Annotated in this window: 23 protein-coding genes, 1 tRNA gene and 3 pseudogenes; 25 read left to right on the forward strand and 2 right to left on the reverse strand. The window is 39.9% G+C overall.

Annotated features, from left to right (window positions below; translation table 11 throughout):
• Positions 1-382: 382 nt before the first annotated feature.
• From pyrR to ANG_RS04875, 10 genes and pseudogenes are all read left to right on the forward strand, one after another.
• Positions 383-904: a bifunctional pyr operon transcriptional regulator/uracil phosphoribosyltransferase PyrR gene (gene pyrR, locus ANG_RS04830; RefSeq protein WP_003035621.1), complete on the forward strand. Its 522-nt coding sequence runs from the start codon at positions 383-385 to the stop codon at positions 902-904.
• Between the two features lie 4 nt (positions 905-908).
• On the forward strand, positions 909-2,177 hold the full coding sequence (locus ANG_RS04835) for a uracil-xanthine permease family protein (RefSeq protein ID WP_003035713.1): 1,269 nt from the start codon (positions 909-911) through the stop codon (positions 2,175-2,177).
• A 58-nt stretch (positions 2,178-2,235) separates the two neighbouring features.
• On the forward strand, positions 2,236-3,159 hold the full coding sequence (locus ANG_RS04840) for an aspartate carbamoyltransferase catalytic subunit (RefSeq protein WP_003035671.1): 924 nt from the start codon (positions 2,236-2,238) through the stop codon (positions 3,157-3,159).
• A 38-nt stretch (positions 3,160-3,197) separates the two neighbouring features.
• Entirely contained in the window at positions 3,198-4,286 is a 1,089-nt protein-coding gene (locus ANG_RS04845) for a carbamoyl phosphate synthase small subunit (protein ID WP_003024839.1), read from the forward strand.
• 27 nt (positions 4,287-4,313) lie between these two features.
• Positions 4,314-7,493: a carbamoyl-phosphate synthase large subunit gene (gene carB / locus ANG_RS04850; protein ID WP_003035715.1), complete on the forward strand. Its 3,180-nt coding sequence runs from the start codon at positions 4,314-4,316 to the stop codon at positions 7,491-7,493.
• Positions 7,494-7,754: 261 nt separating this feature from the next.
• Positions 7,755-8,993, forward strand: coding sequence for an MFS transporter (locus ANG_RS04855; protein WP_003035681.1), 1,239 nt, complete (start codon positions 7,755-7,757; stop codon positions 8,991-8,993).
• A 94-nt stretch (positions 8,994-9,087) separates the two neighbouring features.
• Positions 9,088-9,978, forward strand: a complete 891-nt coding sequence (locus tag ANG_RS04860; protein ID WP_003035642.1) for a LysR family transcriptional regulator — start codon at positions 9,088-9,090, stop codon at positions 9,976-9,978.
• Positions 9,979-10,072: 94 nt separating this feature from the next.
• Positions 10,073-10,817: pseudogene (locus ANG_RS04865) on the forward strand (carboxymuconolactone decarboxylase family protein).
• A 24-nt stretch (positions 10,818-10,841) separates the two neighbouring features.
• Positions 10,842-11,287, forward strand: a pseudogene (locus ANG_RS04870) (cupin domain-containing protein).
• A gap of 153 nt (positions 11,288-11,440) precedes the next feature.
• On the forward strand, positions 11,441-11,938 hold the full coding sequence (locus ANG_RS04875; protein ID WP_003035699.1) for an NAD(P)H-binding protein: 498 nt from the start codon (positions 11,441-11,443) through the stop codon (positions 11,936-11,938).
• 235 nt (positions 11,939-12,173) lie between these two features.
• Here the strand turns inward: ANG_RS04875 and ANG_RS04880 are convergent, their stop codons facing one another.
• On the reverse strand, positions 12,174-13,082 hold the full coding sequence (locus ANG_RS04880; protein ID WP_003035636.1) for a LysR family transcriptional regulator: 909 nt from the start codon (positions 13,080-13,082) through the stop codon (positions 12,174-12,176).
• 190 nt (positions 13,083-13,272) lie between these two features.
• Here ANG_RS04880 and ANG_RS04885 point away from each other — a divergent pair, with 190 nt between their 5' ends.
• The 11 genes from ANG_RS04885 (at position 13,273) to ANG_RS04935 (ending at position 21,378) form a co-directional block, all read left to right on the forward strand.
• The gene (locus tag ANG_RS04885; RefSeq protein WP_003035669.1) at positions 13,273-14,079 is read left to right on the forward strand and encodes a dihydroorotate dehydrogenase electron transfer subunit; all 807 of its coding nucleotides are present in this window, start codon (positions 13,273-13,275) and stop codon (positions 14,077-14,079) included.
• A gap of 9 nt (positions 14,080-14,088) precedes the next feature.
• Positions 14,089-15,030: a dihydroorotate dehydrogenase gene (locus tag ANG_RS04890; RefSeq protein WP_003035654.1), complete on the forward strand. Its 942-nt coding sequence runs from the start codon at positions 14,089-14,091 to the stop codon at positions 15,028-15,030.
• 315 nt (positions 15,031-15,345) lie between these two features.
• Positions 15,346-16,041 (forward strand): orotidine-5'-phosphate decarboxylase, encoded by a 696-nt coding sequence (pyrF, locus tag ANG_RS04895; protein ID WP_003035645.1) that lies wholly within the window; start codon positions 15,346-15,348, stop codon positions 16,039-16,041.
• Positions 16,034-16,360 (forward strand): inorganic diphosphatase, encoded by a 327-nt coding sequence (locus ANG_RS04900; protein ID WP_003035649.1) that lies wholly within the window; start codon positions 16,034-16,036, stop codon positions 16,358-16,360. The genes pyrF and ANG_RS04900 overlap by 8 nt, the downstream gene beginning before the upstream one ends.
• Positions 16,361-16,370: 10 nt before the next feature.
• Positions 16,371-17,000, forward strand: a complete 630-nt coding sequence (pyrE, locus tag ANG_RS04905) for an orotate phosphoribosyltransferase (protein ID WP_003035668.1) — start codon at positions 16,371-16,373, stop codon at positions 16,998-17,000.
• Between the two features lie 5 nt (positions 17,001-17,005).
• Positions 17,006-17,461 carry an ASCH domain-containing protein gene (locus ANG_RS04910; protein WP_003035663.1) on the forward strand — a complete coding sequence of 152 codons (456 nt, stop codon included), beginning with the start codon at positions 17,006-17,008 and terminating at the stop codon, positions 17,459-17,461.
• A 77-nt stretch (positions 17,462-17,538) separates the two neighbouring features.
• On the forward strand, positions 17,539-19,068 hold the full coding sequence (locus tag ANG_RS04915; RefSeq protein WP_025271745.1) for a glycosyltransferase family protein: 1,530 nt from the start codon (positions 17,539-17,541) through the stop codon (positions 19,066-19,068).
• Positions 19,065-19,280: a YozE family protein gene (locus ANG_RS04920; protein ID WP_003032832.1), complete on the forward strand. Its 216-nt coding sequence runs from the start codon at positions 19,065-19,067 to the stop codon at positions 19,278-19,280. The genes ANG_RS04915 and ANG_RS04920 overlap by 4 nt, the downstream gene beginning before the upstream one ends.
• Positions 19,281-19,356: 76 nt before the next feature.
• Complete coding sequence (locus ANG_RS04925) at positions 19,357-20,421, forward strand: PhoH family protein (RefSeq protein WP_003035691.1); 1,065 nt, start codon at positions 19,357-19,359, stop codon at positions 20,419-20,421.
• Between the two features lie 127 nt (positions 20,422-20,548).
• On the forward strand, positions 20,549-21,049 hold the full coding sequence (locus ANG_RS04930; RefSeq protein WP_003035675.1) for a GNAT family N-acetyltransferase: 501 nt from the start codon (positions 20,549-20,551) through the stop codon (positions 21,047-21,049).
• 2 nt (positions 21,050-21,051) lie between these two features.
• Entirely contained in the window at positions 21,052-21,378 is a 327-nt protein-coding gene (locus ANG_RS04935; protein ID WP_003035616.1) for a TfoX/Sxy family protein, read from the forward strand.
• Between the two features lie 300 nt (positions 21,379-21,678).
• Here the strand turns inward: ANG_RS04935 and ald are convergent, their stop codons facing one another.
• A complete protein-coding gene (gene ald / locus ANG_RS04945; RefSeq protein ID WP_003037641.1) occupies positions 21,679-22,791 on the reverse strand; it encodes an alanine dehydrogenase in 1,113 nt (370 codons plus the stop codon).
• A gap of 132 nt (positions 22,792-22,923) precedes the next feature.
• Here ald and ANG_RS04950 point away from each other — a divergent pair, with 132 nt between their 5' ends.
• The 4 genes and pseudogenes from ANG_RS04950 to ANG_RS04970 form a co-directional block, all read left to right on the forward strand.
• Positions 22,924-23,859: an IS30 family transposase gene (locus ANG_RS04950; RefSeq protein WP_020999450.1), complete on the forward strand. Its 936-nt coding sequence runs from the start codon at positions 22,924-22,926 to the stop codon at positions 23,857-23,859.
• Between the two features lie 124 nt (positions 23,860-23,983).
• Positions 23,984-24,553: a GNAT family N-acetyltransferase gene (locus ANG_RS04955; RefSeq protein ID WP_003033372.1), complete on the forward strand. Its 570-nt coding sequence runs from the start codon at positions 23,984-23,986 to the stop codon at positions 24,551-24,553.
• 144 nt (positions 24,554-24,697) lie between these two features.
• Positions 24,698-24,770: transfer RNA gene (locus tag ANG_RS04960), tRNA-Thr, on the forward strand.
• Positions 24,771-24,811: 41 nt separating this feature from the next.
• Positions 24,812-25,529, forward strand: a pseudogene (locus ANG_RS04970) (FAD-dependent oxidoreductase); the annotation flags it as partial.
• Between the last annotated feature and the right edge of the window lie 137 nt (positions 25,530-25,666).

Below are 25,666 nucleotides of genomic sequence, written 5' to 3' on the forward strand. Positions count from 1 at the left end.
AATCCACACTTGCTTACTCAGTATATATGACTATGATAAAGGATAATTAAATCATTGTCAAGGGCTGAGCAAGTAATTGTTCAGTCTTTTTTTGAAAAATTTGCTAAAAATCAACTCTCCTTTAACTTAAATATTGTTTTTTCTACAAAAGTTTACCACATTCAAAATGCAATTTTTTCTTGAAATAGTTTTGAATTTGTGATATAGTTATAAAAATTAAATAATCCTTTAAATCTGTCCCGTGAGGCAGACAAGGAGTCAAAGTATAAGATGGTGTCGCACGGTGAGGCTGTTAGCAGTTTCTCTATGCTTACCTAGATTTTCTGAAGTCTCCTTGTGAAGGAGACTTTTTCTTTTATCTTTTTTATGCAGGAGGTTTTCCATGAAAACAAAAGAAGTTGTCGATGGTTTGACAATGAAACGTGCCATTACACGGATCACTTATGAAATCATTGAGCGCAACAAAGAGCTAGACAAGATTGTCTTGATTGGTATAAAAACACGGGGTGTTTACATTGCACAGCGGATTCAAGAACGATTAGCGCAACTTGAAAAGATTAATGTACCTATCGGTGAGTTGGATACCAAACCATTCCGCGATGATTTTAAAGTGGAAGAAGATACAACACATGTTCCTGTTGATATTACAGACCGCGAAGTTATCTTGGTAGATGATGTCCTATATACAGGACGCACCATTCGTGCTGCTATTGATAATCTAGTTAGCTTGGGACGTCCATCACGCGTGAGCTTGGCTGTTTTAGTAGACCGTGGGCATCGTGAGTTGCCGATTCGAGCAGATTATGTTGGAAAAAATATTCCGACAAGCCGAACAGAAGAGATTATTGTAGAAATGGTAGAACAGGATGGTCAAGACCGTGTCTTGATTACGGAGGAGTTATAAGAAAATGAGTCAAGATGTGAAATATGATGTGCACGATATGCCAAAACCTGGTTTGCTTGTAGGATTGTCCTTTCAGCATTTGTTCGCTATGTTTGGAGCAACGGTTTTGGTTCCAATTCTGGTTGGAATTGACCCAGCAGTTGCCTTGTTTTCAAGTGGTCTTGGAACATTAGCGCATTTAACAGTTACTAAGTACAAAGTTCCAGCTTATATGGGGTCTAGTTTCGCTTATATTGCAGCTATGCAAATGTTGATGAAAACAGACGGTATCGCAGCAGTCGCTCAAGGTGCTATTACAGGTGGTTTGGTTTACTTCATTGTAGCTCTTATTGTGAAGTTTGCTGGGAATGCTTGGATTGATAAGATTTTGCCGCCAGTTGTGGTAGGACCAATCATTATGGTCATCGGACTAAGTCTGGCCAGCACAGCGGTAAACGATGTCATGTTAAAAGATGGTAAATACAATTTAACTTATTTCATTATTGGGATCGTTACTCTCTTTGCAGTCATTCTTTTCAATGTTTATGGTAAAAAGATTGTAGGAATTATTCCAGTGCTGTTGGGCTTGATTGTAGGATATGTCTTTGCGCTCGTTCTTGGAGCGGTAACAGGAGAAGACATCATTTCCTTTACAAAAGTGTCTCAAGCTTCATGGTTTCATGTCCCACCTATGCATCTTCCCTTCTTAGACTATAGCGTTAAATTCTACCCAAGTGCAATTTTAACAATGGCGCCAATTGCATTTGTGACTATGACAGAGCATTTTGGTCATGTCATGGTACTGAATAGTTTGACCGAAAAAGATTTCTTTAAAGACCCGGGATTGGATAAAACTCTTGCTGGAGACGGTCTTGCACAAGTGATAGCTGGGATTTTTGGTGCACCACCAGTGACTAGTTATGGTGAAAATATTGGTGTGATGGCTTTAAATAAAATCTATAGCGTTTATGTTATTGCAGGTGCAGCAGTACTTGCGATTGTGATGAGTTTTGTCGGAAAAGTATCGGCACTCTTACAATCTATTCCAACTCCAGTTCTAGGCGGTATTTCTATTGCGCTCTTTGGAGTCATCGCTTCTAGTGGTTTGAAAATTTTAATTGAAAAGCAAACAGACTTTGATAATAAGAAAAACCTGTTAATTGCCAGTGTAATTTTAGTTGCAGGAATTGGCGGCTTAACGCTTCAACTTTCAGGTCTGCAAATTTCAGGGGTTGCCTTGTCAACCGTTCTTGGTATTGTACTCTATCTTATCTTGCCTGAACCTAAAAATTAGTTTGAATTCTTAACTTTATTGAAAGAAACGCCGTATCTAATAAAAGGAGAAATACACCATGTCATCTAATCAAATCGCTCTTAAAAATGTTGTCTCTATGGAAACTCTTACCAATGAGGAAGTCTTAAGTTTAATCAAACGTGGCATTGAATTTAAAAATGGAGCGAAAGCTCATTATGATGAACAACATATTATCGCTAATCTCTTCTTTGAGCCCTCTACGCGAACACATAAAGCCTTTGAAGTAGCGGAATTAAAACTAGGTTGTGACCTATTGGATTTTGATTCAAAGACTAGCTCCATCAACAAAGGAGAGACCTTATATGATACGATTTTAACCATGTCAGCGCTCGGAGTGGATGTCTGTGTCATTCGTCATCCAGAAGTGGACTATTACAAGGAATTAGTTGAAAGTCCAACGATTACAACTTCAATTGTGAATGGTGGTGATGGCTCTGGACAACATCCGAGTCAAAGTTTGCTAGATTTGATGACCATTTATCAAGAGTTTGGACATTTTGATGGCTTGAAGATTGCGATTGCAGGCGACTTAGATCATTCGCGTGTGGCGAAGTCAAATATGCAAATCTTGAAGCGTCTGGGTGCAGAACTTTATTTTGCAGGTCCAGAAGTATGGAGAAGTGAAGAATTTGCAGATTATGGGCAATTTGTCACACTTGATGAAGTCGTTGAGCAAGTAGACGTCTTAATGCTTCTGCGCGTGCAGCACGAGCGCCATGATGATGATTCACTCTTTTCAAAAGAAAATTACCATAAAATGCATGGTCTAACACAGGAACGATATGACAGATTGAAGGATACAGCCATCATCATGCATCCAGCTCCAGTCAATCGCGATGTTGAAATTGCAGATCATCTGGTAGAAGCTCCAAAATCGCGGATTGTAGAGCAAATGACAAATGGTGTATTTGTCCGTATGGCAATTATTGAGTCTGTTTTAAATGGACGAAAAGAGCAATAGACACTAAGGTATTGCTGTAAGAACAAACGGAGGGGAAAATGGAAAAACGCTTGTTAATTCTGGAAGATGATACAGTATTTGAAGGAGAGGCATTCGGGGCTGATATAGATGTGACTGGAGAAATCGTCTTTAATACAGGTATGACTGGCTACCAAGAATCCATTACGGATCAGTCTTACAATGGGCAAATCTTGACTTTCACTTATCCGTTAATCGGAAATTATGGAATCAACCGCGACGACTATGAATCGATCACTCCCACTTGCAAGGGAGTGGTCGTTTATGAGTGGGCACGCCGAGCGAGCAATTGGCGCAATCAGATGACCCTAGACGAGTTTTTAAAAGTCAAAAAAATTCCAGGAATTGCTGGTATTGATACGCGGGCATTGACGAAAATCATTCGGCAGCATGGAACGATGAAAGCAACACTAGCCAATGTGGGCGACCAAATGGTGCATCTACAAGATCAGTTGAAAGCAACTGTTTTGCCGACTGATAATATCAAACAAGTTTCAACGAAAACATCGTATCCAGCACCGGGTTCAGGTCCTAGCATTGTGTTAGTTGATTTTGGATTGAAACATTCAATTCTTCGCGAATTAGCGGCACGCAATTGTAATGTGACAGTTGTTCCCTATGACACAAGTGCAGCAGACATTCTCAATCTTCATCCTGACGGTGTCATGTTATCCAACGGTCCAGGTAATCCAGATGATGTACCGCAAGTGCTAGACATGATTCGAGGGATTCAAGGTAAAATTCCTCTTTTTGGTATCTGCATGGGACATCAACTTTTTTGTAAGGCTAATGGAGCGCAGACTTATAAAATGAAATTTGGTCACCGTGGTTTTAATCATGCTGTCAGAGAGATTGCGACAGGGCGAATTGATTTTACCAGCCAAAATCATGGTTATGCTGTTAGTCGGGAAAATTTTCCGAGCGAGTTGCTGATTACATATGAGGAAATCAACGACAAATCTATTGAAGGTGTGCGGCATCGGTTTTTCCCTGCTTTTTCAGTGCAATTTCATCCTGATGCTGCACCAGGACCGCATGATGCCAGTTATCTCTTTGATGAGTTTATGGAAATGATTGATGCTTTTAAACAACAGCATAGTTCATTTTAAGCAATGGATTAGAAATAGGAGAAAGACATGCCAAAACGTACAGATATTCAGAAAATTATGGTGATTGGCTCTGGTCCCATTGTCATTGGACAGGCTGCTGAGTTTGATTATGCAGGAACGCAGGCTTGTTTGTCTTTGAAAGAAGAGGGCTACACGGTCGTTTTAGTTAATTCCAATCCTGCAACGATTATGACAGATAAGGAAATTGCTGATAAGGTTTATATTGAGCCAATCACGCTGGAATTTGTCACAAGAATTTTACGGAAAGAGCGACCAGATGCACTTCTACCGACTTTGGGTGGGCAAACAGGTCTCAATATGGCAATGGAATTATCTAAAGAAGGCATCTTGGATGAACTGGGTGTCGAACTTTTGGGAACCAAGCTGTCGGCTATTGACCAAGCTGAGGATCGTGATTTGTTCAAGCAGCTCATGGAAGAGCTGAAACAACCTATTCCAGAATCTGAAATTGTAAACACAATCGAAGAAGCAGTGGAGTTTGCAGCGAAAATAGGCTACCCAGTCATTGTTCGCCCAGCCTTTACCTTAGGGGGAACTGGCGGCGGAATGTGTGCCAATGAGGAGGAATTGCGAGAGATTGCAGAGAATGGTCTGAAATTATCTCCCGTGACTCAGTGTTTGATTGAGCGCTCTATTGCTGGTTTCAAAGAAATTGAGTACGAAGTTATGCGTGATGCGGCTGACAATGCTTTGGTGGTCTGCAATATGGAAAATTTTGATCCAGTCGGTGTACACACAGGCGATTCCATTGTCTTTGCACCAACGCAAACTCTTTCGGATTATGAAAATCAAATGTTGCGGGATGCTAGCTTGAAAATTATCCGTGCTCTAAAAATCGAAGGAGGCTGTAATGTGCAGTTGGCTTTGGATCCACATAGCTTTAATTACTATGTCATTGAAGTCAATCCACGTGTGTCTCGTTCGTCAGCTCTGGCTTCTAAAGCGACAGGCTATCCTATTGCTAAATTGGCTGCAAAAATCGCCGTTAGCTTAACACTAGATGAAGTTATCAATCCGGTCACAGGTACAACTTATGCTATGTTTGAACCGGCTCTGGATTATGTGGTAGCGAAGATTCCACGTTTTCCTTTTGATAAATTTGAACATGGAGAACGTCATCTGGGAACGCAGATGAAAGCTACCGGTGAGGTCATGGCTATTGGACGTAACATTGAGGAAAGTCTTCTTAAAGCCTGTCGTTCTCTGGAAATTGGTGTTGATCATAATGAAATGCCAGAACTAAATCTAGTGGCAGATGATGATTTACTGGAAAAGGTCGTCAAAGCTCAGGATGATCGTCTTTTCTATATATCTGAAGCAATCCGCCGTGGCTATGATATCGAAGAAATTGCAAAACTAACCAAGATTGATTTGTTCTTTCTGGATAAATTACTTCACATCCATGAATTAGAGCAGAAGTTAATGACTCATATTGGAGATGCAAATCTGCTTAGACAGGCTAAGCAAAACGGCTTTGCAGATACTAAGTTAGCTCGGCTTTGGAAAATGACAGCAGAAGAAGTGCGTCAATTTCGTAAAGAAGAGCGGATTCTTCCAGTTTATAAAATGGTTGACACCTGTGCAGCTGAGTTTGAATCAAGCACACCATATTTTTATTCTACTTATGCTTTGGAAAATGAATCAATCAAGTCAGACAAAGAATCTGTTCTGGTGCTAGGCTCTGGACCTATTCGGATTGGTCAAGGAGTAGAATTTGACTATGCGACCGTGCACTCGGTCAAGGCTATTCAAGCAACTGGCTATGAAGCAATCATTATGAATAGTAATCCTGAAACGGTCTCAACAGATTTTTCGGTTTCTGATAAGCTTTACTTTGAACCCTTGACTTTTGAAGATGTCATGAATGTCATTGAACTGGAAAAACCTAAGGGAGTTATCGTTCAGTTTGGTGGACAAACCGCTATCAATCTAGCTGAACCATTGTCAAAAGCTGGTGTGAAAATTTTAGGTACTCAAGTGGCTGATCTTGACCGTGCAGAAGATCGTGATTTGTTTGAACAGGCTCTTAAGGATTTGAATATTCCGCAGCCACCAGGTCAGACAGCGACGAATGAAGAAGAAGCGGTAGCAGCTGCTCGTAAGATTGGTTTTCCTGTTTTGGTTCGTCCGTCCTACGTTCTGGGTGGTCGGGCTATGGAGATTGTCGAGAATGAAGCAGATCTTCGTTCTTATATGCGAACTGCTGTCAAGGCTAGCCCTGATCATCCGGTGTTGGTGGACTCTTACATTGTCGGTAAGGAATGTGAGGTAGATGCTATTTCAGACGGTCGTCAGGTCTTGATTCCAGGGATTATGGAGCATATTGAACGGGCTGGAGTTCACTCAGGTGATTCTATGGCTGTTTATCCTCCGCAAACCTTATCTGCTCAAGTGCAGCAGACTATCGCCGATTATACTAAGAAATTGGCTATCGGACTTCACTGTATCGGTATGATGAACATTCAGTTTGTCATCAAAGATGAGAAGGTTTATGTCATTGAGGTCAATCCTCGTGCTAGCCGGACGGTGCCATTCTTGTCGAAAGTGACAAATATTCCTATGGCACAGGTGGCAACTCAACTGATTTTAGGTCAAACTTTGGCGGAGCTAGGGTATGAAGACGGTCTTTATCCAGAAAGCAAACAAGTACATGTAAAAGCGCCAGTTTTTTCCTTTACCAAGTTAGCCAAGGTAGATAGCCTTCTTGGTCCTGAAATGAAATCGACAGGTGAGGTTATGGGAACAGATGCAACTCTTGAAAAAGCTTTATACAAGGCTTTTGAAGCTTCTTATTTCCACCTTCCTGCTTTTGGTAATGTCATTTTTACCATTGCTGATGATACTAAAGAAGAAGCCCTCACATTAGCGAAGCGTTTTGCAGCGATCGGATATAGCATTCTAGCAACACAAGGCACAGCGAAATTCTTTGAAGAAAATGGTGTTTTGACGCAATTAGTTGAAAAAATTGGTACAGCTGATGACAATGACATTCCTGCCTTTGTTCGCAAAGGCAAGGTTCAGGCAATTATCAATACAGTCGGAACGAAGCGAACAGCTGATAAGCATGGTCAGGCTATCCGTCAATCAGCCATTGAGCATGGAGTGCCGCTATTTACAGCACTTGATACAGCTAATGCCATGCTAAAGGTCTTAGAAAGTCGTAGCTTTATGACAGAAGCAATTTAGAGCGGTATTCTTTTTGTCATGATATTAAGTTCTTTTTCTAAAAGCTCTTGACAAATCTATTTATCTATCTTATACTTAATACAATTAATACAACTTTAATCATGTCCCGTGAGGCATAAAAGTAATCATTAAAATGGATTAGTATGCTAATCTACTATTTTACTGTAAACTTTTGGCTCAGGACTTCCTGAGCTTTTTGATTTTTAGGGCTGTATTCAATTAATAAATGTAGTCTGTGAGCTACGATTAAGGAGAATATGCATGTCTTTAGACAAAAATAATAAGCGAGCATTAGTTGCTGCAATTGTTGCATCAGGAACAGACGACTTAAATGTCATGTTCTTAGCTTTTTCGATGTCGTCTATCATTTCAGAATTGGGCGTTACAGGAGCCCAAGGGGGCTGGCTTGCGACGATTACCAATCTAGGAATGTTGGTTGGTGGTTTGCTCTTTGGTATACTGGCTGACCGTTATCACAAGTTCAAAGTCTTTAAATGGACGATTGTTATTTTTTCATTGGCGACAGGACTGATTTACTTTACACAAAATATTTATTATCTCTATCTCATGCGTTTCATTGCTGGGATAGGTGTTGGTGGAGAGTATGGAGTTGCCATTGCAATCATGGCAGGAATTGTTCCTATTGGAAAAATGGGACGTATTTCATCTCTGAACGGAATTGCAGGTCAGATTGGTTCTATCACTTCAGCACTTTTAGCAGGTTGGTTAGCGCCGGCACTTGGCTGGAAAGGCCTTTTCCTCTTTGGACTTGCGCCTATTGCCTTGGTTTTGTGGATGATATTGGCGATTGATGATGGCCATATCCGAGATAATGGCAATGCGAAAGCAACGGCAAAAGAACGCCAGTCAGTTAAAATGAGCGAATTGTTTAAAACACCAGCTCTAACAGCTCAGACAGTAGCGCTTATGGTCATGACAACGGTGCAAATTGCGGGTTACTTTGGTATGATGAACTGGCTTCCAACCATTATCCAAACAAGCCTGCATATTTCTGTAAAAGATTCCTCACTTTGGATGGTCTCAACGATTTTGGGAATGTGTCTGGGAATGCTCACTTTCGGTCAAATCCTTGATAAATGGGGACCAAGATTTGTTTATTCAATCTTTCTTCTACCTTCTTCCATGTGTGTTTACCTCTTCCAATTCGCCAATTCAATGCCAGCCATGATTATCGGCGGTGCGATTGTTGGTTTCTTTGTCAATGGTATGTTTGCGGGTTATGGTGCGATGATTACGAGATTGTATCCAGCTCACATTCGCTCCACGGCTAATAATGTCATCTTAAATGTTGGACGAGCAATTGGAGGCTTCTCATCTGTAATTATTGGGAAAATTTTAGATGTTTCAAGTGTCTCAATGGTCATGATTTTCCTAGCAAGCCTTTATTTGATTAGCTTTGCTGCCTTGTGGACGATTAAGAACTTAAAAGCAGAACGTTACTCACAATTAGGAGAAGAATTAGTCGTAAAAGAAGCGTAGTGTATTAAGTTTTAATGAAAGTCTGTTCATTTGAATGACAGGCTTTTTGTATTTCATGATATAATGAAATCAGGCAAGTATAGGAGGAAATGGGATGAATTTTAAACAGCTGTCGTATTTTCAGGATATTGTTCGTACAGGGAGTTTTACAGAAGCAGCAGAAGAAAATTTTATTTCGCAATCAGCCATGTCCCAGCAGATGAAATCATTAGAAGAGGAACTTGGTGTGACCCTTTTTGAGCGCAAGAATCGCGGATTTCATTTAACGAGAGCTGGGAAATTTTTTTATCAAAAAAGTCAACGGTTGCTGGAAGATTATAACGGTTTGGTGGCTGATACACAAGTTTTGACAGGAACACAGCCAGTTTCCATGCGGATAGGTCTATTGTGGGGAATGACGGAAAGTGTACTGCCCCATATTTTAGCTGAATTCAAAGAGCGTTTTCCAAGTGTTCAGTTGGAAATCATGGTAGGAAGTCATGAAGAGATTGGCACGGCACTGCGCCAGCAAAAGTTGGATATGACCATTAGCGACCAACGAAAAGCATTTTCTGGCAATTATGCGAATATTTGCTTAACTTCTTTCCCTCTTTATATCAGAGTTGGACATGCTCATCCCTTATCCCAATCAAAATCTGTTCAGATGAAAGACTTGCAGGTCTATCCAGCTTTGTTATTAGCTGTGAAAGGACAGGAAAAGATAGAATCTGATTATTATCGTGACAATCTTGGTTTTCAGTCGGAATTTAATTTTGCTTATTCTCCAGAAGAAGCAGCATTGCAACTCATGGTTTCTACTGCTTATTTTACTTTTGAAAAAATGACTACTAAGGCAACTTCAAACCTTTATTGCGAATATTGCGAATTTCCTCTTTTGCAGAATCAGCAACCGATAGAGCGAGACTATTTTCTTTTTTATCATTTGGAGCATGCTCATCCTTACACAGAAGATTTTTTAGAAATTGCTAAACGTTATTTCAGATAAGTTTTTCTTATCTGATTTTTCTTGTAATTCAAATTGATTTGTCAAAAGCAAAGCCGTACAATAAGAAATGTAAAGAAGAAAGTGAGGAAATATCATGGATATTGATAATAAAGTCTCTTTTCCGGATTTGCTAGGCTTATCTGAAACGGATCCAGAATTTGTTGCACTTTTTAAGCAATTCGCTTTTCAGGAAGTGCCGAAAGACCTCCCCTTCTCATTAGATGAAAGAAGATATTACTTAGCCACTTTAGCTGTTTTAGTTGGCAGTCAAGGGCTTGAAGCCTACAAAGAGCTTCTTCCCGTTGCTTTGGACAATGGGGTGAAAGCCGTGGAAGTCAAAGAAATGCTGTATCAAGCGGTTGCTTATCTAGGTCTTAGTCGGGTTTATGCCTTTTTCGCACCTACGAATACGATTTTTACCAATCAAGGAACTTCTCTTCCTTTGGCTAGTCAAAAAAACACGAAAAATCAAACTCGCTTAGAAGCTGGTGAAGAAGCTCAGATTGCAATTTTTGGCGACCAGATGAAGGGCTTTGCGACAAAGGGAGAGCCGGATGTACGCCATATCAACAAATGGTTAGTCGATAATTGTTTCAGTGATTACTATACTCGCTCTAGCCTTGATTATGCTGAGCGTGAATTGGCTGACATTTTGCTACCTTTATTCTCAAGGGGGCTGTGAACCGCAGCTAAAAGGGCACATTGCAGCCAATCTTCGCTTAGGCAACGACAAAAACTTGTTAATTGCAGTCATCTCTGCTTGTATCCCTTATATCGGTTATCCGCGTACTCTCAATGCGCTTAGTTGTATCAACGAAGTTGCAAATGTACAACAGTAAATTTATCACAAAGGAAGTAGAAAAATGAAATATCAAACAAAAGAAGCCTTTGATAAGGCAAATCATTTCGGACTTGGTGCATCAAATGATGCTTGTGCTCAATACTTTATCGGTCAATCGTATCTAAATGCCCTCGGTGCAACAAAGGATGGTGTGATTGCCCTTCATAATGTTACTTTTGAGCCTGGTTGTCGAAATAATTGGCATATTCACCACGCTAGCAAGGGTGGTGGACAAATTTTGATTTGTACGGCTGGTGAAGGCTGGTATCAAGAAGAAGGTAAAGAAGCCGTTAGTTTATCTGAAGGCTCTGTAGTGATTATCCCCGCGAATGTAAAGCACTGGCACGGTGCGAAAAAAGATTCTTGGTTCAGCCATATAGCGCTTGGTGTTCCTGGGGAAGATTTGTCAAATGAAATGAATGGTGTGAAGCCGTCTCAGACGAAGAATATAATCAATTAAAAGATTAGAAAGTTACTGTTAGAATGAAGAGAGTTCTTATTTTAGGAGCCAATGGGCAAATTGCTCGTTTGGTGATTCCAAGATTATTACAGGAAACAGATGTACATTTGACGCTTTATTTGCGAAAAATTGCTCGTTTATAGTCACTTGCAGGTGAGCGAGTGGATGTTCTTGAAGGGGATGTCAATGATTTTGCAGCCTTGACAAAAGCTATGAAAGGTCAAGATATTGTTTACACCAATCTTGGTGGACAGGTTGAGCCTATGGCAGCAAATATTGTCAAAGCCATGGAAGAAAATCAAGTTTCTCGTTTGATTTATGTAACAGGTCTTGGTTTGTATCACGAAGTTCCAGGAGAGTTTGGTCGTTGGGTGGAAGAAAGTATTGGTTCGGATATTATGGACGATACTCGTCGCGCAGCGAAAATCATTGAAGAGTCTACTGTTAATTATACGATTTTACGCGCCGCATACATGACAAATAATCCTGAAATTGACTATGAATTAACAGAAAAAGGGGAGTTTTACAAGGGAACAATCATTTCAAGAGTAAGTATTGCGGATTTGATTGTTCGTATCATAAAAGAACCGTCTTTACACAGTTATGCTAGTCTAGGCATTTCAAAGCCAAGAACAGACGGCGATAGACCTATGTATTAAAGAAAATAGCATAAACCTATGGTAAGAAAGTTTGTGCTATTTTTAATTGCATGATTTTATTCCATTTTAAATGATAGGATAACAGTTTATCGTTACACAGAGAAATGAAAATGCTAGAAAAACTCCCAACGCGATACAATAAAGGTGTTCAAGCCTATTGTAAAGCGACAGGAGAAAATATAGCATAAAAATTTCATTGTTTATCACATATAAGAGTGGAACAGATGATTATGATTTACTTATCAAATTGAACTTCTTCTAACAGGTACTCAATGAATTTATCACCCATTTTAGACAAGCTAGCTTTTTCGTGTTTGATATAAACCAGTTCAATAGGGTCATCAATATCTAGCGGAATGGAAACAATATTGTCACCGTTGAGGTTGCTGTTGAGAATACCAGTTGCGATAGTGTAACCGTCAAGACCAATCAAAAGATTGAAAAGGGTTGCTCGGTCGCTGACGACGATCGATTTTTTATGGTGTTCTTGGGATAGGATTTCTTCTGAAAAGTAGAAAGAGTTGTGAGTTCCTTGGTCATAGCTCAGATAAGGAAAATCTTCTAGATCAGCTAGTTGCACCAGTTTTTTCTTTGCTAGAGGATTGCTCTTGCTGACAAAGATATGGGGCTGTGCGGTAAAGAGATGAGTGGCAATCAAGTGATTGTCATCTAGCATTTTGGAGAGGACATCGCGGTTGTAGCTGTTGAGAAACAGAACACCAATTTCACTACGGAAATTTTTGACGTCGTCAATGATTTCCCAAGTTCGGGTTTCCCGCAGGAAGAGCTCGTACTTTTCCATGTCACTCTTTTTGAGCAGAGATACGAAAGCATTGACCACAAAGGCGTAGTGTTGGGAGGAAACGCTGAAAAGTTCTCGGTTAGCAACGGGATTTTTATAACGTTCTTCCAGCAGCTGGGTCTGCTCTACTACCTGACGAGCATAGGAGAGAAATTCCATGCCGTCCTTAGTCAAGGTAATACCTTTGGGATTGCGGATGAAAATTTCAATACTCATTTCATTTTCCAAATCACGCACAGCATTAGACAGACTGGGCTGGGTGATGAATAACTGTTTGGCAGCTTCGTTCATACTGCCAGTTTCGACGATTTTAATAATATAATGTAATTGCTGAATTCTCATGAGTCTATTTTATCATATTAGCATTGACAAAACACATTTGAAGTTGTAAAATAGATTAAATTTAACCTTTAAGAAAGTCCAGCGAGGCTTCCAAGGTTTCGGGTGAAGGAAGAGTGAGAAAACCGACTCTTTATTTTCGTGAGGCCTTGTGTATATGCAAGGTCTTTTTTAATAAAGAAATGAGGTAGAAATGACAAGCAGCTCATGCAAGAAGAGACTCGGAAAAATCATGTTGGAGAAGATGAACATTGTGCATCAAGAGGAAATTGCTCCGCGAATTTTTGCTATGGATTTACAAGGGGAAATGGTTATCCAGATAAAGGCTGGGCAGTTTCTACATATTCGAGTCCCAGATGATACGAAGCTTCTACGGCGACCTATTTCAATTTCGGAGATTGATAAAGAGAGAAAAATCTGTCGGATTATTTACAGGATAGAAGGAGCAGGCACAGAAATTTTTTCTAAATTGCAGAAGGGTTTTCAGTTGGATGTCATGGGCCCTCAAGGAAATGGGTTTGATTTATCTGGTTTGGACATTGAAGATACAGCCTTAATCATAGGAGGCGGTATTGGTGTTCCGCCCTTGCTGCAGGTAGCAAAAGAATTACATAGCAAAGGGGTCAAGGTCACTTCAGTTCTTGGATTTGCAACAAAAGCCGCCGTTATTTTGGAAGAAGAGATGAAAAAATACGGTCGTGTCATCGTAACAACAGATGACGGCTCTTATGGTCGCAAAGGCTATGTTTCCTCTGTTGTGAATGAGTTGCCAGAAAGTTTTACTGCGGTTTATGCTTGCGGTGCCCCTGGTATGCTCAAATATGTTGATGAAACATTTCGTAGTCATCCACGAGCTTACATTTCTATGGAGTCACGAATGGCTTGTGGAATGGGGGCTTGCTATGCTTGCGTACTTCATGTGGCTGGTGAGGATCGATCAGTCAATAAGCGTGTCTGTGAAGACGGTCCAGTTTTTGAGACGGGCACAGTCTTGGTGTAGGAGGTGAACATGTCGAAAAATCGTTTAGCAGTTTCTCTTCCGGGTTTGGAACTGAAAAATCCAATTATTCCAACTTCGGGTTGTTTTGGTTTTGGTCAGGAATATGCCAAATATTATGATCTGGATGTGCTTGGCTCAATCATGATTAAAGCAAGCACGCAGAATCCTCGTTTTGGCAATTCGACACCGCGTGTGGCGGAAACACCAGCTGGTATGCTCAATGCTATTGGTTTGCAAAATCCTGGTGTAGATGTGGTGTTAGCAGAAAAGCTTCCTTGGCTGGCTCAACATTATCCTAATCTGCCGATTATTGCTAATGTTGCTGGATTTTCCAATGAAGAATATGCTTTTGTCGCAGGAAAAATTTCTCAAGCATCAAACGTCAAGGCGATTGAACTCAATATTTCCTGTCCCAATGTAGATCATGGCAATGGAGGATTATTGATTGGGCAGGTGCCAGATTTGGCTTACAATGCTACGAAAGCAGCAGTTGAAGCTTCTAGTGTGCCGGTATATGTCAAATTAACGCCAAGTGTAGCAGACATTACCGAAATTTCTAAAGCTGTAGAAGCTGCAGGAGCAACAGGATTTACCATGATTAACACCTTAGTTGGTATGCGATTTGATTTGAAAAGTAGAAAATCGATTCTCGCAAATGGAACGGGCGGTATGTCAGGTCCTGCTGTTTTTCCCGTTGCCTTGAAGTTAATTCGTCAGGTAGCCCAATCCAGCAGTTTGCCAATCATTGGTATGGGTGGAGTAGATTCAGCAGAAGCAGCCATTGAAATGTTTATTGCGGGAGCATCAGCTATTGGTGTTGGCACGGCAAATTTCACTGACCCTCACGCTTGTCCTAATATCATTGAGAACCTACCTAAAGTTATGGATAAGTATGGCATTGAAAGTTTGGAAAGTCTGCGAGCAGAAGTCAAGGAAAATTTGCTTGCTTAATTGATATTTTACTTGACAAGAGATAAAGTAAATTATAAAATGATTGAAATAAAACCTTTAAAGAAGTCCAGAGAGGCTCCAAGGTACATACGGTTTAAAATAGCAATACAATGCTGATTTTCGTGTAACCTTGCTCTCAGGCAAGGTTTTTCTATAGCTCGTAATAAGGCAAATTTAGAGCTATTGATGATTAGCTAGTGCTACTAAGCAACTTCACCGTTTGATGTAGTATAGTCAGTATTGAAAGGTGGCAGAGCTAGAGATTCTGTCAAAAGGTTAAAAATGGCGAAAAGCCTATAAAAAGGAGAAGAATCCATGCGTGAAGAACGTCCTATTATTGCCCTTGATTTTCCGTCATTTGATGATGTCAAGGAGTTTTTAGAGCATTTTCCAGAAGACGAAAAGTTATATGTCAAAATCGGTATGGAATTTTTCTATGCCATTGGTCCGGAAATTGTGCATTATCTGAAAGGTTTGGGACACAGCATTTTCCTAGATTTGAAATTGCACGACATTCCAAATACAGTACGCTCTGCCATGTCAGTTTTGAGAACCTTTGGGATTGATATGGTGACGGTTCATGCGGCAGGTGGCGTGGAAATGATGCGAGAAGCCAAGAAGGTTTTAGGTGATCAAGCAAAGCTCGTAGCAGTGACCCAGTTGACTTCTACCAGTGAGGAAGATATGAGAGATTGCCAAAATATCCAAACAACTGTTTCAGAATCTGTTGTCAACTATGCCTGCAAAGCTAAGGAAGCTGGACTGGACGGAGTTGTTTGTTCGGCTCAGGAGGTTAAGCTGATTAAAGCCGCAACATCAGAAGATTTTCTGTGCGTTACTCCAGGTATTCGACCAGCTGGTTCTGAAATCGGAGATCAAAAACGGGTTATGACGCCGCAAGAAGCTCATCAAATTGGTAGTGATTACATTGTGGTTGGGCGTCCAATCACACGAGCAACTGATCCAGTAGCTGCTTACCGAGCTATAAAGGCGGAATGGGTGAATGGTTAGAAAAATCTATCGAGCAATCATTGACAGACCGATAGGTTATCAAGATAGTTTTGGAAATCGTTATCCTATCAACTATGGTTATATTCCGGATTTATTTGCTGGAGACGGCGAAGAACAAGATGTTTATATCATTTCGGAAAAAATACGAGAACCTTTGGAATCTTTTGAAGGAGAATTGATTGCTGTTATTCACCGACAAGATGATGTGGAGGATAAGTGGGTACTGACCTCTACAAATGAGAATATTACCATAGAAGATATTAAAGAAAAGACATATTTTTTGGAACAATATTTTGTTTCCACTATTGAATTATTGTAAAGGAGAAATCATGACTTTAGCAAAAGATATTGCCCGTGACTTACTGAAAATTGAGGCTGTTTACTTGAAACCGGAAGAACCTTTCACTTGGGCGAGCGGTATTAAGTCTCCAATCTACACAGACAATCGTGTGACCTTAGCCTATCCGGAAACGCGAACCTTGATTGAAAATGGTTTTGTAGAGAAAATCAAGGCTGAATTTCCAGAAGTAGAAGTGATTGCTGGAACAGCGACAGCGGGTATTCCTCATGGTGCTATTATTGCAGACAAGATGAATCTGCCCTTTGCCTATATTCGTAGTAAACCAAAAGATCATGGGGCTGGAAATCAGATTGAAGGTCGGGTAAAATCAGGTCAAAAAATGGTCGTGGTTGAGGATTTGATTTCAACTGGTGGTTCTGTTTTGGATGCCGTTGCTGCAGCAAAGCGAGAAGGTGCAGATGTCATTGGAGTGGTGGCTATTTTCACTTATGAATTACCTAGAGCAGAAAAGAATTTTTCAGATGCAGGTGTGAAATTAGTAACCTTATCTAACTACACTGAATTGATCAATCTGGCAGAACAAGAAGGTTATGTTTCAGCAGAAGGATTGGCTCTACTTGAGAAATTTAAACATGACCAAGAAAATTGGCAGGGATAAGAAAGATGAATCTAATAGAACTAAGTAGGAAGTATCCTCGGGCAGAAGTTTGGGCACATCCAGATGAGTTTCCAAACTTATATGATTTAACATTGAGAGGAGTCAAGCAAGCGACAAGTTCTTGGTTTGAAGAGTATGAAAAAGACAAGGAATCGTTACCTAAAGTTGGAGAAGTCTCCATCATGCTAGATAGAATGGAGAATCCTAGTCGAGCCTTGGTCATGGTGACTAAAGAAGTTCTTGTCCGTCCCTTTCATCAAGTGACAGCAGAAGAAGCTTTTTTAGAAGGGGAAGGCAATCGTAGTTTAAGAGATTGGCAGACTATTTTTGGTGATTATTGGCGTAAAACCTTGCCAGAAGAAGGATTAGAATTTTCAGAGTCTGGTTTGGTTGTTACAGAAATTTTTACTGTTTTAGAAGATTATCTTTTAGACAATGAAGAAAACGGACGTAGCAAGTAATTAGACGTTAAGCAGCAATCTGACGATTGTTGTTTTTTAAAATAGCGAAACACTGTAGATTTTGTTATAATATTCCTATGCTAAAAATGTATTCTTTTTTCTTTTCGGCTTTGCAAAAAATTATGTTACTGATTGGCTTGCATTGGTTTTTTACTGCGATTATTCATCTAGGGACAATTTCAAGTCTTGCTTTGATTGGAACAGTCATACTAGTATTTCTAGCTTATCGTTATCTAGAAAATTTAAAAAAATGCTACCACTACCTGATGAAGCACAAAGTTGCTATTATGATAGCGGTAATTATATTTCAGTTAGCAATGCTTTTGTCTGCTCAGTTGCTGATTCGGCGAGATGCAGCAGTTGTTTTCAATGGTGCTTTCAAATATTTAAAAGAATCTTCTATTTCCAGCTATTTGACACGCAATCCGAATAATCTGTTTCTCTTTTTGTATGAGCGCTTTTTTTATAATATCTTTGGAAGTTCAGCTTTATGGATTTTGCAAGGGTTAAATATATTTTATGCCGATATAACGGCTCTCATTTTGTACAAGGGAATGAAAAAACATGTGAGCAAGTCTGCTGCTGATATGACATTTAGTTTGTATGTCTTGCTAGTTGGCTTTTCACCTTATTTTTATTCGATGTACACGGATATATGCCTTCTTCCGCTCATTGCTTTACAAATATTCTTACTTTTTGATTTATTTGAACTTCAATGGCAGGATAAGAGAGGACTCTTCATAAAGACAATCGGATTGGGCTTGATAAGTGGTCTTGCAGTTCTGATTCGACCAACTGTGTTGATTGTCATTATGGCAGGTTTTATGTTGCTATTTTTCAAAAAGGAATGGAAGAAATTTATTCTAATTTTTTTCACCTTTCTCTTATCGTTTGGCATGATTTCTCTCGGCGGAAACTATCTGAAAGCGACGCAAAGAGAAGTGACATTGATACAAGAGAAAGGATTGTCTAAAAGTCCTCTGCTCTTTATTGACTTAGGGTTGACTTTTATTGGACACGATCAAGAAGACATGAAAGAGGGGTTGCTTCAATACATTGATGTGGAACAGAGAGAACAGTATAATAATGGAATGTTTAAGCAAGAAAATGTAAAAAAAGAAATCAAACGACGTTTAAAAGAGTATTCATTTTTTGGATTTCTCAATCATCTTTACTATAAGCATTCATTAACTGTTTCAGAAGGAACTCTAGGCTGGTTGTATCGAGATGTGGAATATGAAAAAACGCCCTATATTTCTCCTCTTTATCCTTATACAAAAAAGAATCCTGTGGCGCAGTTTATCAGAACTTATTTTCTGAGTGTCGATAAGAATGAGTATTGGTATTATGAGATTGTGAAGCAGGTTATTTGGATTGTGATGAGTCTGGGTCTTGTTTTTGCCTTGTGGAAATATCGTGCAGATGATAAACTCAATATGCTCAGTCTTGCAGTCTTTGGTGGTTTGTTGTTTTTGCTCATTTTTGAAGGTGGAAAGACGCGGTATTTAATACAATTTTTACCGCAAATCATCATATTGTCTGCATTAGGATTGACTAAATATTTACCGGATTGGTTAAAAAGTAAGAAAGGAGAAAAGATAAAATGAGAAAATCGTTTTACACTTGGTTGATGACGGAACGAAATCCCAAAAGCAAAGCGCCTAAGGCGATTTTAGCAGACTTAGTGTTTCATGAAACAAATTTCCCTAAGCACACGGATGATTTTGATGAAGTTAGCCGTTATTTGGAAGAACATGCTGACTTTTCCTTTAATCTTAGCGATTTCGATGCGATTTGGGAAGAATATCAGGCTCATTAGTTCGGAGAAATGATAGAATTTTCCAAGTTACTTTGCTATAATAATAGTAAATAATGTGAAGAAAGAGGTTCTTTATTTGCAAGAACATTCAGTAGAAATTACCTTACAGCATCCCGATGATGCTTTTCATCTTTTTGGTTCCAATGAACGTCACTTGCGTTTAATGGAACAGGAGTTACAGGTAACCATTCATGCAAGGACGGAGGTTGTCCAGATTATCGGTAGCGAAGCAGCTTGTGAGGAGACTCGCCAGGTGCTTCAAGCTCTGCTAGTTTTGGTGAATCGCGGTATGACGATTGGGACGCCAGATGTAGTGACGGCTATTACCATGGTCAAAAATGGTGAAATTGATAAGTTTGTGGCTCTGTATGAGGAAGAGATTATCAAAGATTCTTATGGCAAGCCCATTCGAGTTAAGACTTTAGGGCAGAAAATTTATGTTGATAGCATTAAGAACCATGATGTTGTCTTTGGGATTGGACCAGCAGGGACAGGGAAGACCTTTTTAGCGGTGACCTTGGCAGTGACAGCACTCAAACGCGGTCAGGTCAAGCGAATTATTTTGACTCGTCCGGCGGTTGAAGCTGGTGAGAGTCTAGGATTTTTACCAGGGGATCTAAAAGAAAAAGTAGACCCTTATCTACGACCAGTTTACGATGCATTGTATCAGATTTTAGGCAAGGATCAAACAACGCGCCTTATGGAGCGAGAAATCATAGAGATAGCCCCCTTGGCTTACATGCGTGGACGAACATTAGATGACGCTTTTGTTATCTTAGATGAAGCGCAAAATACGACTATTATGCAGATGAAGATGTTTTTGACACGACTTGGTTTTAATTCAAAGATGATTGTCAATGGGGATATTAGCCAGATTGACTTGCCGAAGAATAGTAAATCAGGTCTCATTGATGCGACAGAGAAATTGAAAAATATCAAGCAAATTGATTTTGTTTACCTGTCAGCCAAGGACGTTGTGCGTCATCCTGTGGTTGCAGAGATTATCCAAGCCTATGAACATTCTACTGAAGTGGTGCATCATCATTTTTCTAAAGAAGAAAATTCAAGTTTGACCAATTCCAAAATCGTCGGCGAGCCAGCCAAGGAGTTGGAAGATGATGAAGGAATATCTCTTGACTAATCTGGACAAGTTGCACACGACTGATTTTGAGGAAGTACGCTTGTAAAAGAATCTGCTACGTGACTGATGACTATCAATGCATCTTCCTATGTCATGATCACAGGACACAGAAAGTAAGAATTAAAAAATGATTGACCAACTATCTAAGTATTACAGTTGTAGAATACTAACTGAAAAGGATATTCCAAGTATTTTATCTTTATATGAAAGCAATCCTCTATATTTTCAGTATTGTCCACCAGCGCCAAATTTGGCAAGTATAAAAGAGGACATGCTTCGTCTACCTGAGGGTAAAGCTAAGGCTGATAAGTTTTATGTTGGCTTTTGGAATAATTCTAAGCTTGTGGCTGTTATGGATTTTGTTTATGCATATCCTGATGAGGAGACTATTTTTATTGGTTTGTTCATGGTTGATCAAGCCTATCAGGGGAAAGGAATTGGCGGTCAGATTGTGACAGAAGCGCTAGCTTATTTTGCTAACAACTTTCGAAAAGCACGTTTGGCTTATGTCAAGGGGAATCCTCAATCTCAGCATTTTTGGGAAAAGCAGGGCTTTAAACCAATTGGATGCGAGGTTAAGCAAGCACTCTATACGGTTGTTATCGTTGAACAGAGCTTAGGAGATTAGAAATGGCATCAAGTAAGAACTATTTGGAATTTGTTTTGGAGCAATTATCAGGATTAGATGATGTGACTTACCGTTCCATGATGGGAGAGTATATTCTTTACTTCCGTGGCAAGATTATTGGCGGCATTTATGACGATCGCTTTTTAGTTAAACCCGTGCAAGCAGTCTTAGATAAGATTGACCAACCTTCTTTTGAGTTTCCATACGAAGGTGCCAAAGAAATGATTTTAGTGGAAGACCTTGATAATAAGATGTTTCTAGAAGATTTAATTTTAGCCATGTATGATCAATTGCCAATGCCCAAACCTAAAAAGAAAAAGCAAATATGAACAAAGCAACAAAGAAGCCTGCTAAGGCCCTGTCTTTGCACGGGCAAAACTTTATATATAAAAAGAAGCTGAGACGAAAGAGCTCAGCTTCCTTTGGTTTATATAGTTGTCATTACAAGACGCAGTGGTTGGGCGAAACTCTGTTGACTTTATTCAATTTAGAATTTCTTATGCACAATTGAGTCTGGAACGAAAGTCTCCAGTTGCAAAGTATACAGTACAATAAACCAATGATGCAGTAGCTGATGACACAAAGCACAGTGGGTAGGACTTGCGAAGTCATCCTTTTCTTTTCAAAATTTATACTAAATCATTGATATCGGTGTAGTCACGATTGAGCCCTTCTGCAACTGGTCGGCTAGTGAGATAACCTTTATAAGTAGTCACTCCTTGTTGTAGCCCCCAATCATCTGCAATAGCTTGTTCAAACCCTTTGTCCGCCAAAGCTTCAATGTAAGGAAGTGTTACATTTGTTAAAGCAAGAGTTGATGTGCGAGCAACAGCACCTGGGATGTTGGCAACGGCATAGTGAAGTACACCATGTTTTTCATAGACAGGTTCATCGTGAGTGGTTACACGATCAGCAGTTGCAACAACTCCACCTTGGTCAACGGCTACATCCACAATAACAGATCCAGATCGCATTTTACTGACCATTTCATCAGTAACGAGCTTGGGAGCTTTGGCACCAGGGATTAATACTGCTCCAATCACTACATCGGCCTCTTTGACACTTTCAGCAATATTGAAAGAATTAGACATAAGGGTCTGGATTTGGTGACCAAAAAGGTCTTCTAGTTCTGACAGTCGTTTAGCGCTGATATCAAGAATAGTGACCTGCGCTCCCAGTCCTAAAGCGATGCGAGCTGCGTGTGTCCCAACAACTCCACCTCCGATGATAGTGACTTTTCCTTTAGGAACACCAGGAACCCCGCCTAGTAGCACGCCAGAACCGCCTTCTTGTTTGGTTAAAAAGTGAGCTCCAAGCTGCACAGCCATTCTCCCTGCGACCTCACTCATAGGAACGAGCAGAGGGAGTTTTCCTTCTTGGTCACGAACGGTTTCGTAAGCAATCCCTGTTGTTTTGCCCACAATCATCGCATCGGCTAATTCAGATGCAGCAGCCATGTGCAGATAAGTGAAAAGCAAGAGGTCATCACGTAAGAAGCCGTATTCAGCAGCTAAGGGCTCTTTGACTTTGACAACTAGATCAGCTGTCCAAGCTTCGGCTGCAGTTGTAACAATTGTCGCTCCCTGTGCTTTGTAGTCAGCGTCTGTAAATCCAGAACCAAGACCAGCTTTGGTTTCAACCAAAACCTGATGACCTTTTTGGACAAGACTGTGAACGCCAGCTGGTGTTAAAGCAACACGATTCTCATTGTTTTTAATTTCTTTTGGAATACCGATTAACATAGATTTACTCCTTTTTTGAGATGTTTTTATTGTATATGATAAATTGTAAAATATAGTGCAACAAAAAAACTCATAGCGTTTCATTGGTGTAAACTGTAAGTAACCACACAAACAGAATCCCGAGGAAAAACTATGAGCTACTTCCATCTTACCATAACCGACCGAATAAAGATAGAAACCTACTTGGAATTAGGTTTGAAACCTTGCCAAATTGCAAGTAAACTTGGCGTCCATAAGTCTACCATTTCAAGAGAGTTAAGACGATGCCAAAATGGTTACTCCGCAGCCCTAGCACAGGAACAGTATGACCACAGGGCTAAGCAAAAAGGTCGGAAGTCTCGTTTGACACCAACGTTGAAAAAGGAAATTGAGGACGGTTTAAAATCCTCCTGGTCGCCTGAACAGATTTGTGGCCGCTATCAGCTTGAACAAAGGCCGATGGTAGCTTTTAAAACAATCTATAACTGGCTCTATGCTGGTTTGATTGCTCTGGATTTGAGTGTCCTTCGTCGTAAAGGAAAAACTCGACAACCTAAAGAAACACGTGGAAGATTTAGGATTGGCACATCGATTGCCAAACGTCCTAAAGAGGTCAGGAATCGTGAGACCTTTGGTCACTGGGAGCTCGATACTGTGGTGTCTTCCAGAGGCAAAAGCAAGGGCTGTTTAGCGACCTTTCTGGAGCGAAAAACGCGCTTTTACTTAGCTTTCAAGATACCAGACAGAACAGCCAAATCCATGTTTTCAGCCATCGAACAACTTTATAAGCTATTTCCAAAAGAGGCTCTTAAAACCTTCACTTCAGATAGGGGAAAAGAGTTTGCCTGCTATCCTCTGGTAGAGAATTTAGGAATTTCCTTTTTCTTTGCGGACGCCTATTCATCCTGGCAGAGAGGAAGCAATGAAAACGCCAATGGCTTACTAAGAGAATATTTTCCAAAGAAAACAGATTTAGCCGCTATCTCTGATGAGGCTTTGAACAAGGCCTTATATGATATCAATCACCGACCACGAAAATGTTTAGCTTACAGAACTGCTTGTGAAGCTCTAGTGGATGAGTACGAGTAAATGTTGCACTTATTCTTGCAATTTATCATATAAAAACGTTTTAAAAATCAAGGTAAAATTAGAAACATTGATTTCAGTGAATATTTATGTTATGCTATGAGGCAACATAGGAGGTTCGTGTAAAATGGAAAGTATTTATCTAAAGCTAGCTGAAAACCGAACTTTGGAAACAGATCGCCTGCTCTTGCGGCCTGTGACCTTAGATGATGCGAAGGATATGTTTGAATATTCCTCTGATGAAGAAAATACTCGCTACACTTTTTTACCTAATAAAGATTTGGAAGAAACTAAAAATATTATTGCTCGTTTATTTATTAGTCGACCGCTCGGAAATTGGGGAATTGAGTTAAAAGAAAATGGAAAACTGATTGGCAGCATTGACCTACACAAGCTAGATCCGGTCCTCAAAAAGGTGGCTATCGGCTATGTGATTCATAAGAATTACTGGAATCAGGGCTTGGCAACGGAAGCTTTGAAAGAAATAATCCAGCTGGCTTTTGAACGTTTGAATATGAATATGTTGGTGGCTCTCCATGATGTGGAAAATCCAGCTTCAGGACGAGTTATGGAAAAGGCTGGTATGAACTTTTCTCACATAGATCCGTATGCTGCCTTGGATTTACATAAAGAAGGTCGAATTTCTCAGAGAGCTTATTATCGTTTGACAAAGGAAGATTATTTTAAAAAATACTGATATGAATGTGACATTTATAGGAAATTTTAATGATGAACAGGTTCTTTTTGGAACGTTCTGGCAAAGAGTTCTTTCTCTTTTGATGAAAACATTTTTCAAATCTATTGACAAGAATCTATCTGCATGATATAGTAGATAGGTACTGCTGATTTAGCTCAGTTGGCAGAGCGCATCCATGGTAAGGATGAGGTCGCCGGTTCGATCCCGGCAATTAGCATGAAGAACAGGAAAAAGCCCAATTTTAATGGGCTTTTTTGCATTGGTGACGATATTAAGACATCAAATTCACCAGCTATTATAGGTGATGGTATTCGCTTAGGTCAAAGCGTTGGTACAGACCTAGTCGGTTTGGCCTTCTATCAAATAATGCTGGTATCTGACCCGATTACAGGCGTCTCCGGCTAACTTCATCATGGTCAATACTTAAGGAAAACGTTTTGTAGATGAGTACGGTAGTCGAGATAAATTGGCCCAAGCAGCAATTGACAATGACGGTCTTTTCTATCTAATTGCAGACGAAGATATCAAAGAAACAGCTTATAATACCAGTCAAGAAAAGATTGATGCGCAGGTAGCGAATGGAACACTCTACCGAGCAGATAGTTTGGAAGAATTGGCAGAGCAAATTGGTGTGGATCCAGCAGTCTTTGTTCAAACTATTAAGGATTATAATTCTTATGTTGATGCGGGCTATGATCCTGAATTTGAAAAGGGAGCTTTCGACCTCAAGGTTGAAAAAGCACCGTTTTATGCCACTCCTCGAAAACTAGCCGTTCACCACACTATGGGTGGGCTTAAGATTGATACGGAAACACATGTTATCAATAAACAAGGACAAGTTATCCAAGGTCTCTATGCAGCTGGAGAAGTAGCTGGCGGACTGCATGCCGGAAACCGTTTAGGTGGCAATTCCCTTACTGATATTTTCACTTTTGGACGTATCGCAGCCGAAATTGCTATTACAAAGAATTGTTAATCTTGATTTTAAGGCAGAAAATTCATTCAGTTTTGGGAGGATTTTTTGTAAATATTCTTGACAAGCATTTCTTTTAATGTTAAAGTATTAACTAATTAAAAGTAGAAAGGAGAATGTATCATGAATAATGTAAAACA

The organism is Streptococcus anginosus subsp. whileyi MAS624, assembly GCF_000478925.1.
In the GTDB taxonomy this organism is placed as follows: domain Bacteria; phylum Bacillota; class Bacilli; order Lactobacillales; family Streptococcaceae; genus Streptococcus; species Streptococcus whileyi.

What these genes read in the sequence shown, in the direction of transcription:
- pyrR (WP_003035621.1), top strand. Translation starts at nt 383, where the DNA reads ATGAAAACAAAAGAAGTTGTCGATGGTTTGACAATGAAACGTGCCATT.
- ANG_RS04835 (WP_003035713.1), top strand. Translation starts at nt 909, where the DNA reads ATGAGTCAAGATGTGAAATATGATGTGCACGATATGCCAAAACCTGGT.
- ANG_RS04840 (WP_003035671.1), top strand. Translation starts at nt 2,236, where the DNA reads ATGTCATCTAATCAAATCGCTCTTAAAAATGTTGTCTCTATGGAAACT.
- ANG_RS04845 (WP_003024839.1), top strand. Translation starts at nt 3,198, where the DNA reads ATGGAAAAACGCTTGTTAATTCTGGAAGATGATACAGTATTTGAAGGA.
- carB (WP_003035715.1), top strand. Translation starts at nt 4,314, where the DNA reads ATGCCAAAACGTACAGATATTCAGAAAATTATGGTGATTGGCTCTGGT.
- ANG_RS04855 (WP_003035681.1), top strand. Translation starts at nt 7,755, where the DNA reads ATGTCTTTAGACAAAAATAATAAGCGAGCATTAGTTGCTGCAATTGTT.
- ANG_RS04860 (WP_003035642.1), top strand. Translation starts at nt 9,088, where the DNA reads ATGAATTTTAAACAGCTGTCGTATTTTCAGGATATTGTTCGTACAGGG.
- ANG_RS04880 (WP_003035636.1), bottom strand. Translation starts at nt 13,082, where the DNA reads ATGAGAATTCAGCAATTACATTATATTATTAAAATCGTCGAAACTGGC.
- ANG_RS04885 (WP_003035669.1), top strand. Translation starts at nt 13,273, where the DNA reads ATGACAAGCAGCTCATGCAAGAAGAGACTCGGAAAAATCATGTTGGAG.
- ANG_RS04890 (WP_003035654.1), top strand. Translation starts at nt 14,089, where the DNA reads ATGTCGAAAAATCGTTTAGCAGTTTCTCTTCCGGGTTTGGAACTGAAA.
- pyrF (WP_003035645.1), top strand. Translation starts at nt 15,346, where the DNA reads ATGCGTGAAGAACGTCCTATTATTGCCCTTGATTTTCCGTCATTTGAT.
- ANG_RS04900 (WP_003035649.1), top strand. Translation starts at nt 16,034, where the DNA reads ATGGTTAGAAAAATCTATCGAGCAATCATTGACAGACCGATAGGTTAT.
- pyrE (WP_003035668.1), top strand. Translation starts at nt 16,371, where the DNA reads ATGACTTTAGCAAAAGATATTGCCCGTGACTTACTGAAAATTGAGGCT.
- ANG_RS04910 (WP_003035663.1), top strand. Translation starts at nt 17,006, where the DNA reads ATGAATCTAATAGAACTAAGTAGGAAGTATCCTCGGGCAGAAGTTTGG.
- ANG_RS04915 (WP_025271745.1), top strand. Translation starts at nt 17,539, where the DNA reads ATGCTAAAAATGTATTCTTTTTTCTTTTCGGCTTTGCAAAAAATTATG.
- ANG_RS04920 (WP_003032832.1), top strand. Translation starts at nt 19,065, where the DNA reads ATGAGAAAATCGTTTTACACTTGGTTGATGACGGAACGAAATCCCAAA.
- ANG_RS04930 (WP_003035675.1), top strand. Translation starts at nt 20,549, where the DNA reads ATGATTGACCAACTATCTAAGTATTACAGTTGTAGAATACTAACTGAA.
- ANG_RS04935 (WP_003035616.1), top strand. Translation starts at nt 21,052, where the DNA reads ATGGCATCAAGTAAGAACTATTTGGAATTTGTTTTGGAGCAATTATCA.
- ald (WP_003037641.1), bottom strand. Translation starts at nt 22,791, where the DNA reads ATGTTAATCGGTATTCCAAAAGAAATTAAAAACAATGAGAATCGTGTT.
- ANG_RS04950 (WP_020999450.1), top strand. Translation starts at nt 22,924, where the DNA reads ATGAGCTACTTCCATCTTACCATAACCGACCGAATAAAGATAGAAACC.
- ANG_RS04955 (WP_003033372.1), top strand. Translation starts at nt 23,984, where the DNA reads ATGGAAAGTATTTATCTAAAGCTAGCTGAAAACCGAACTTTGGAAACA.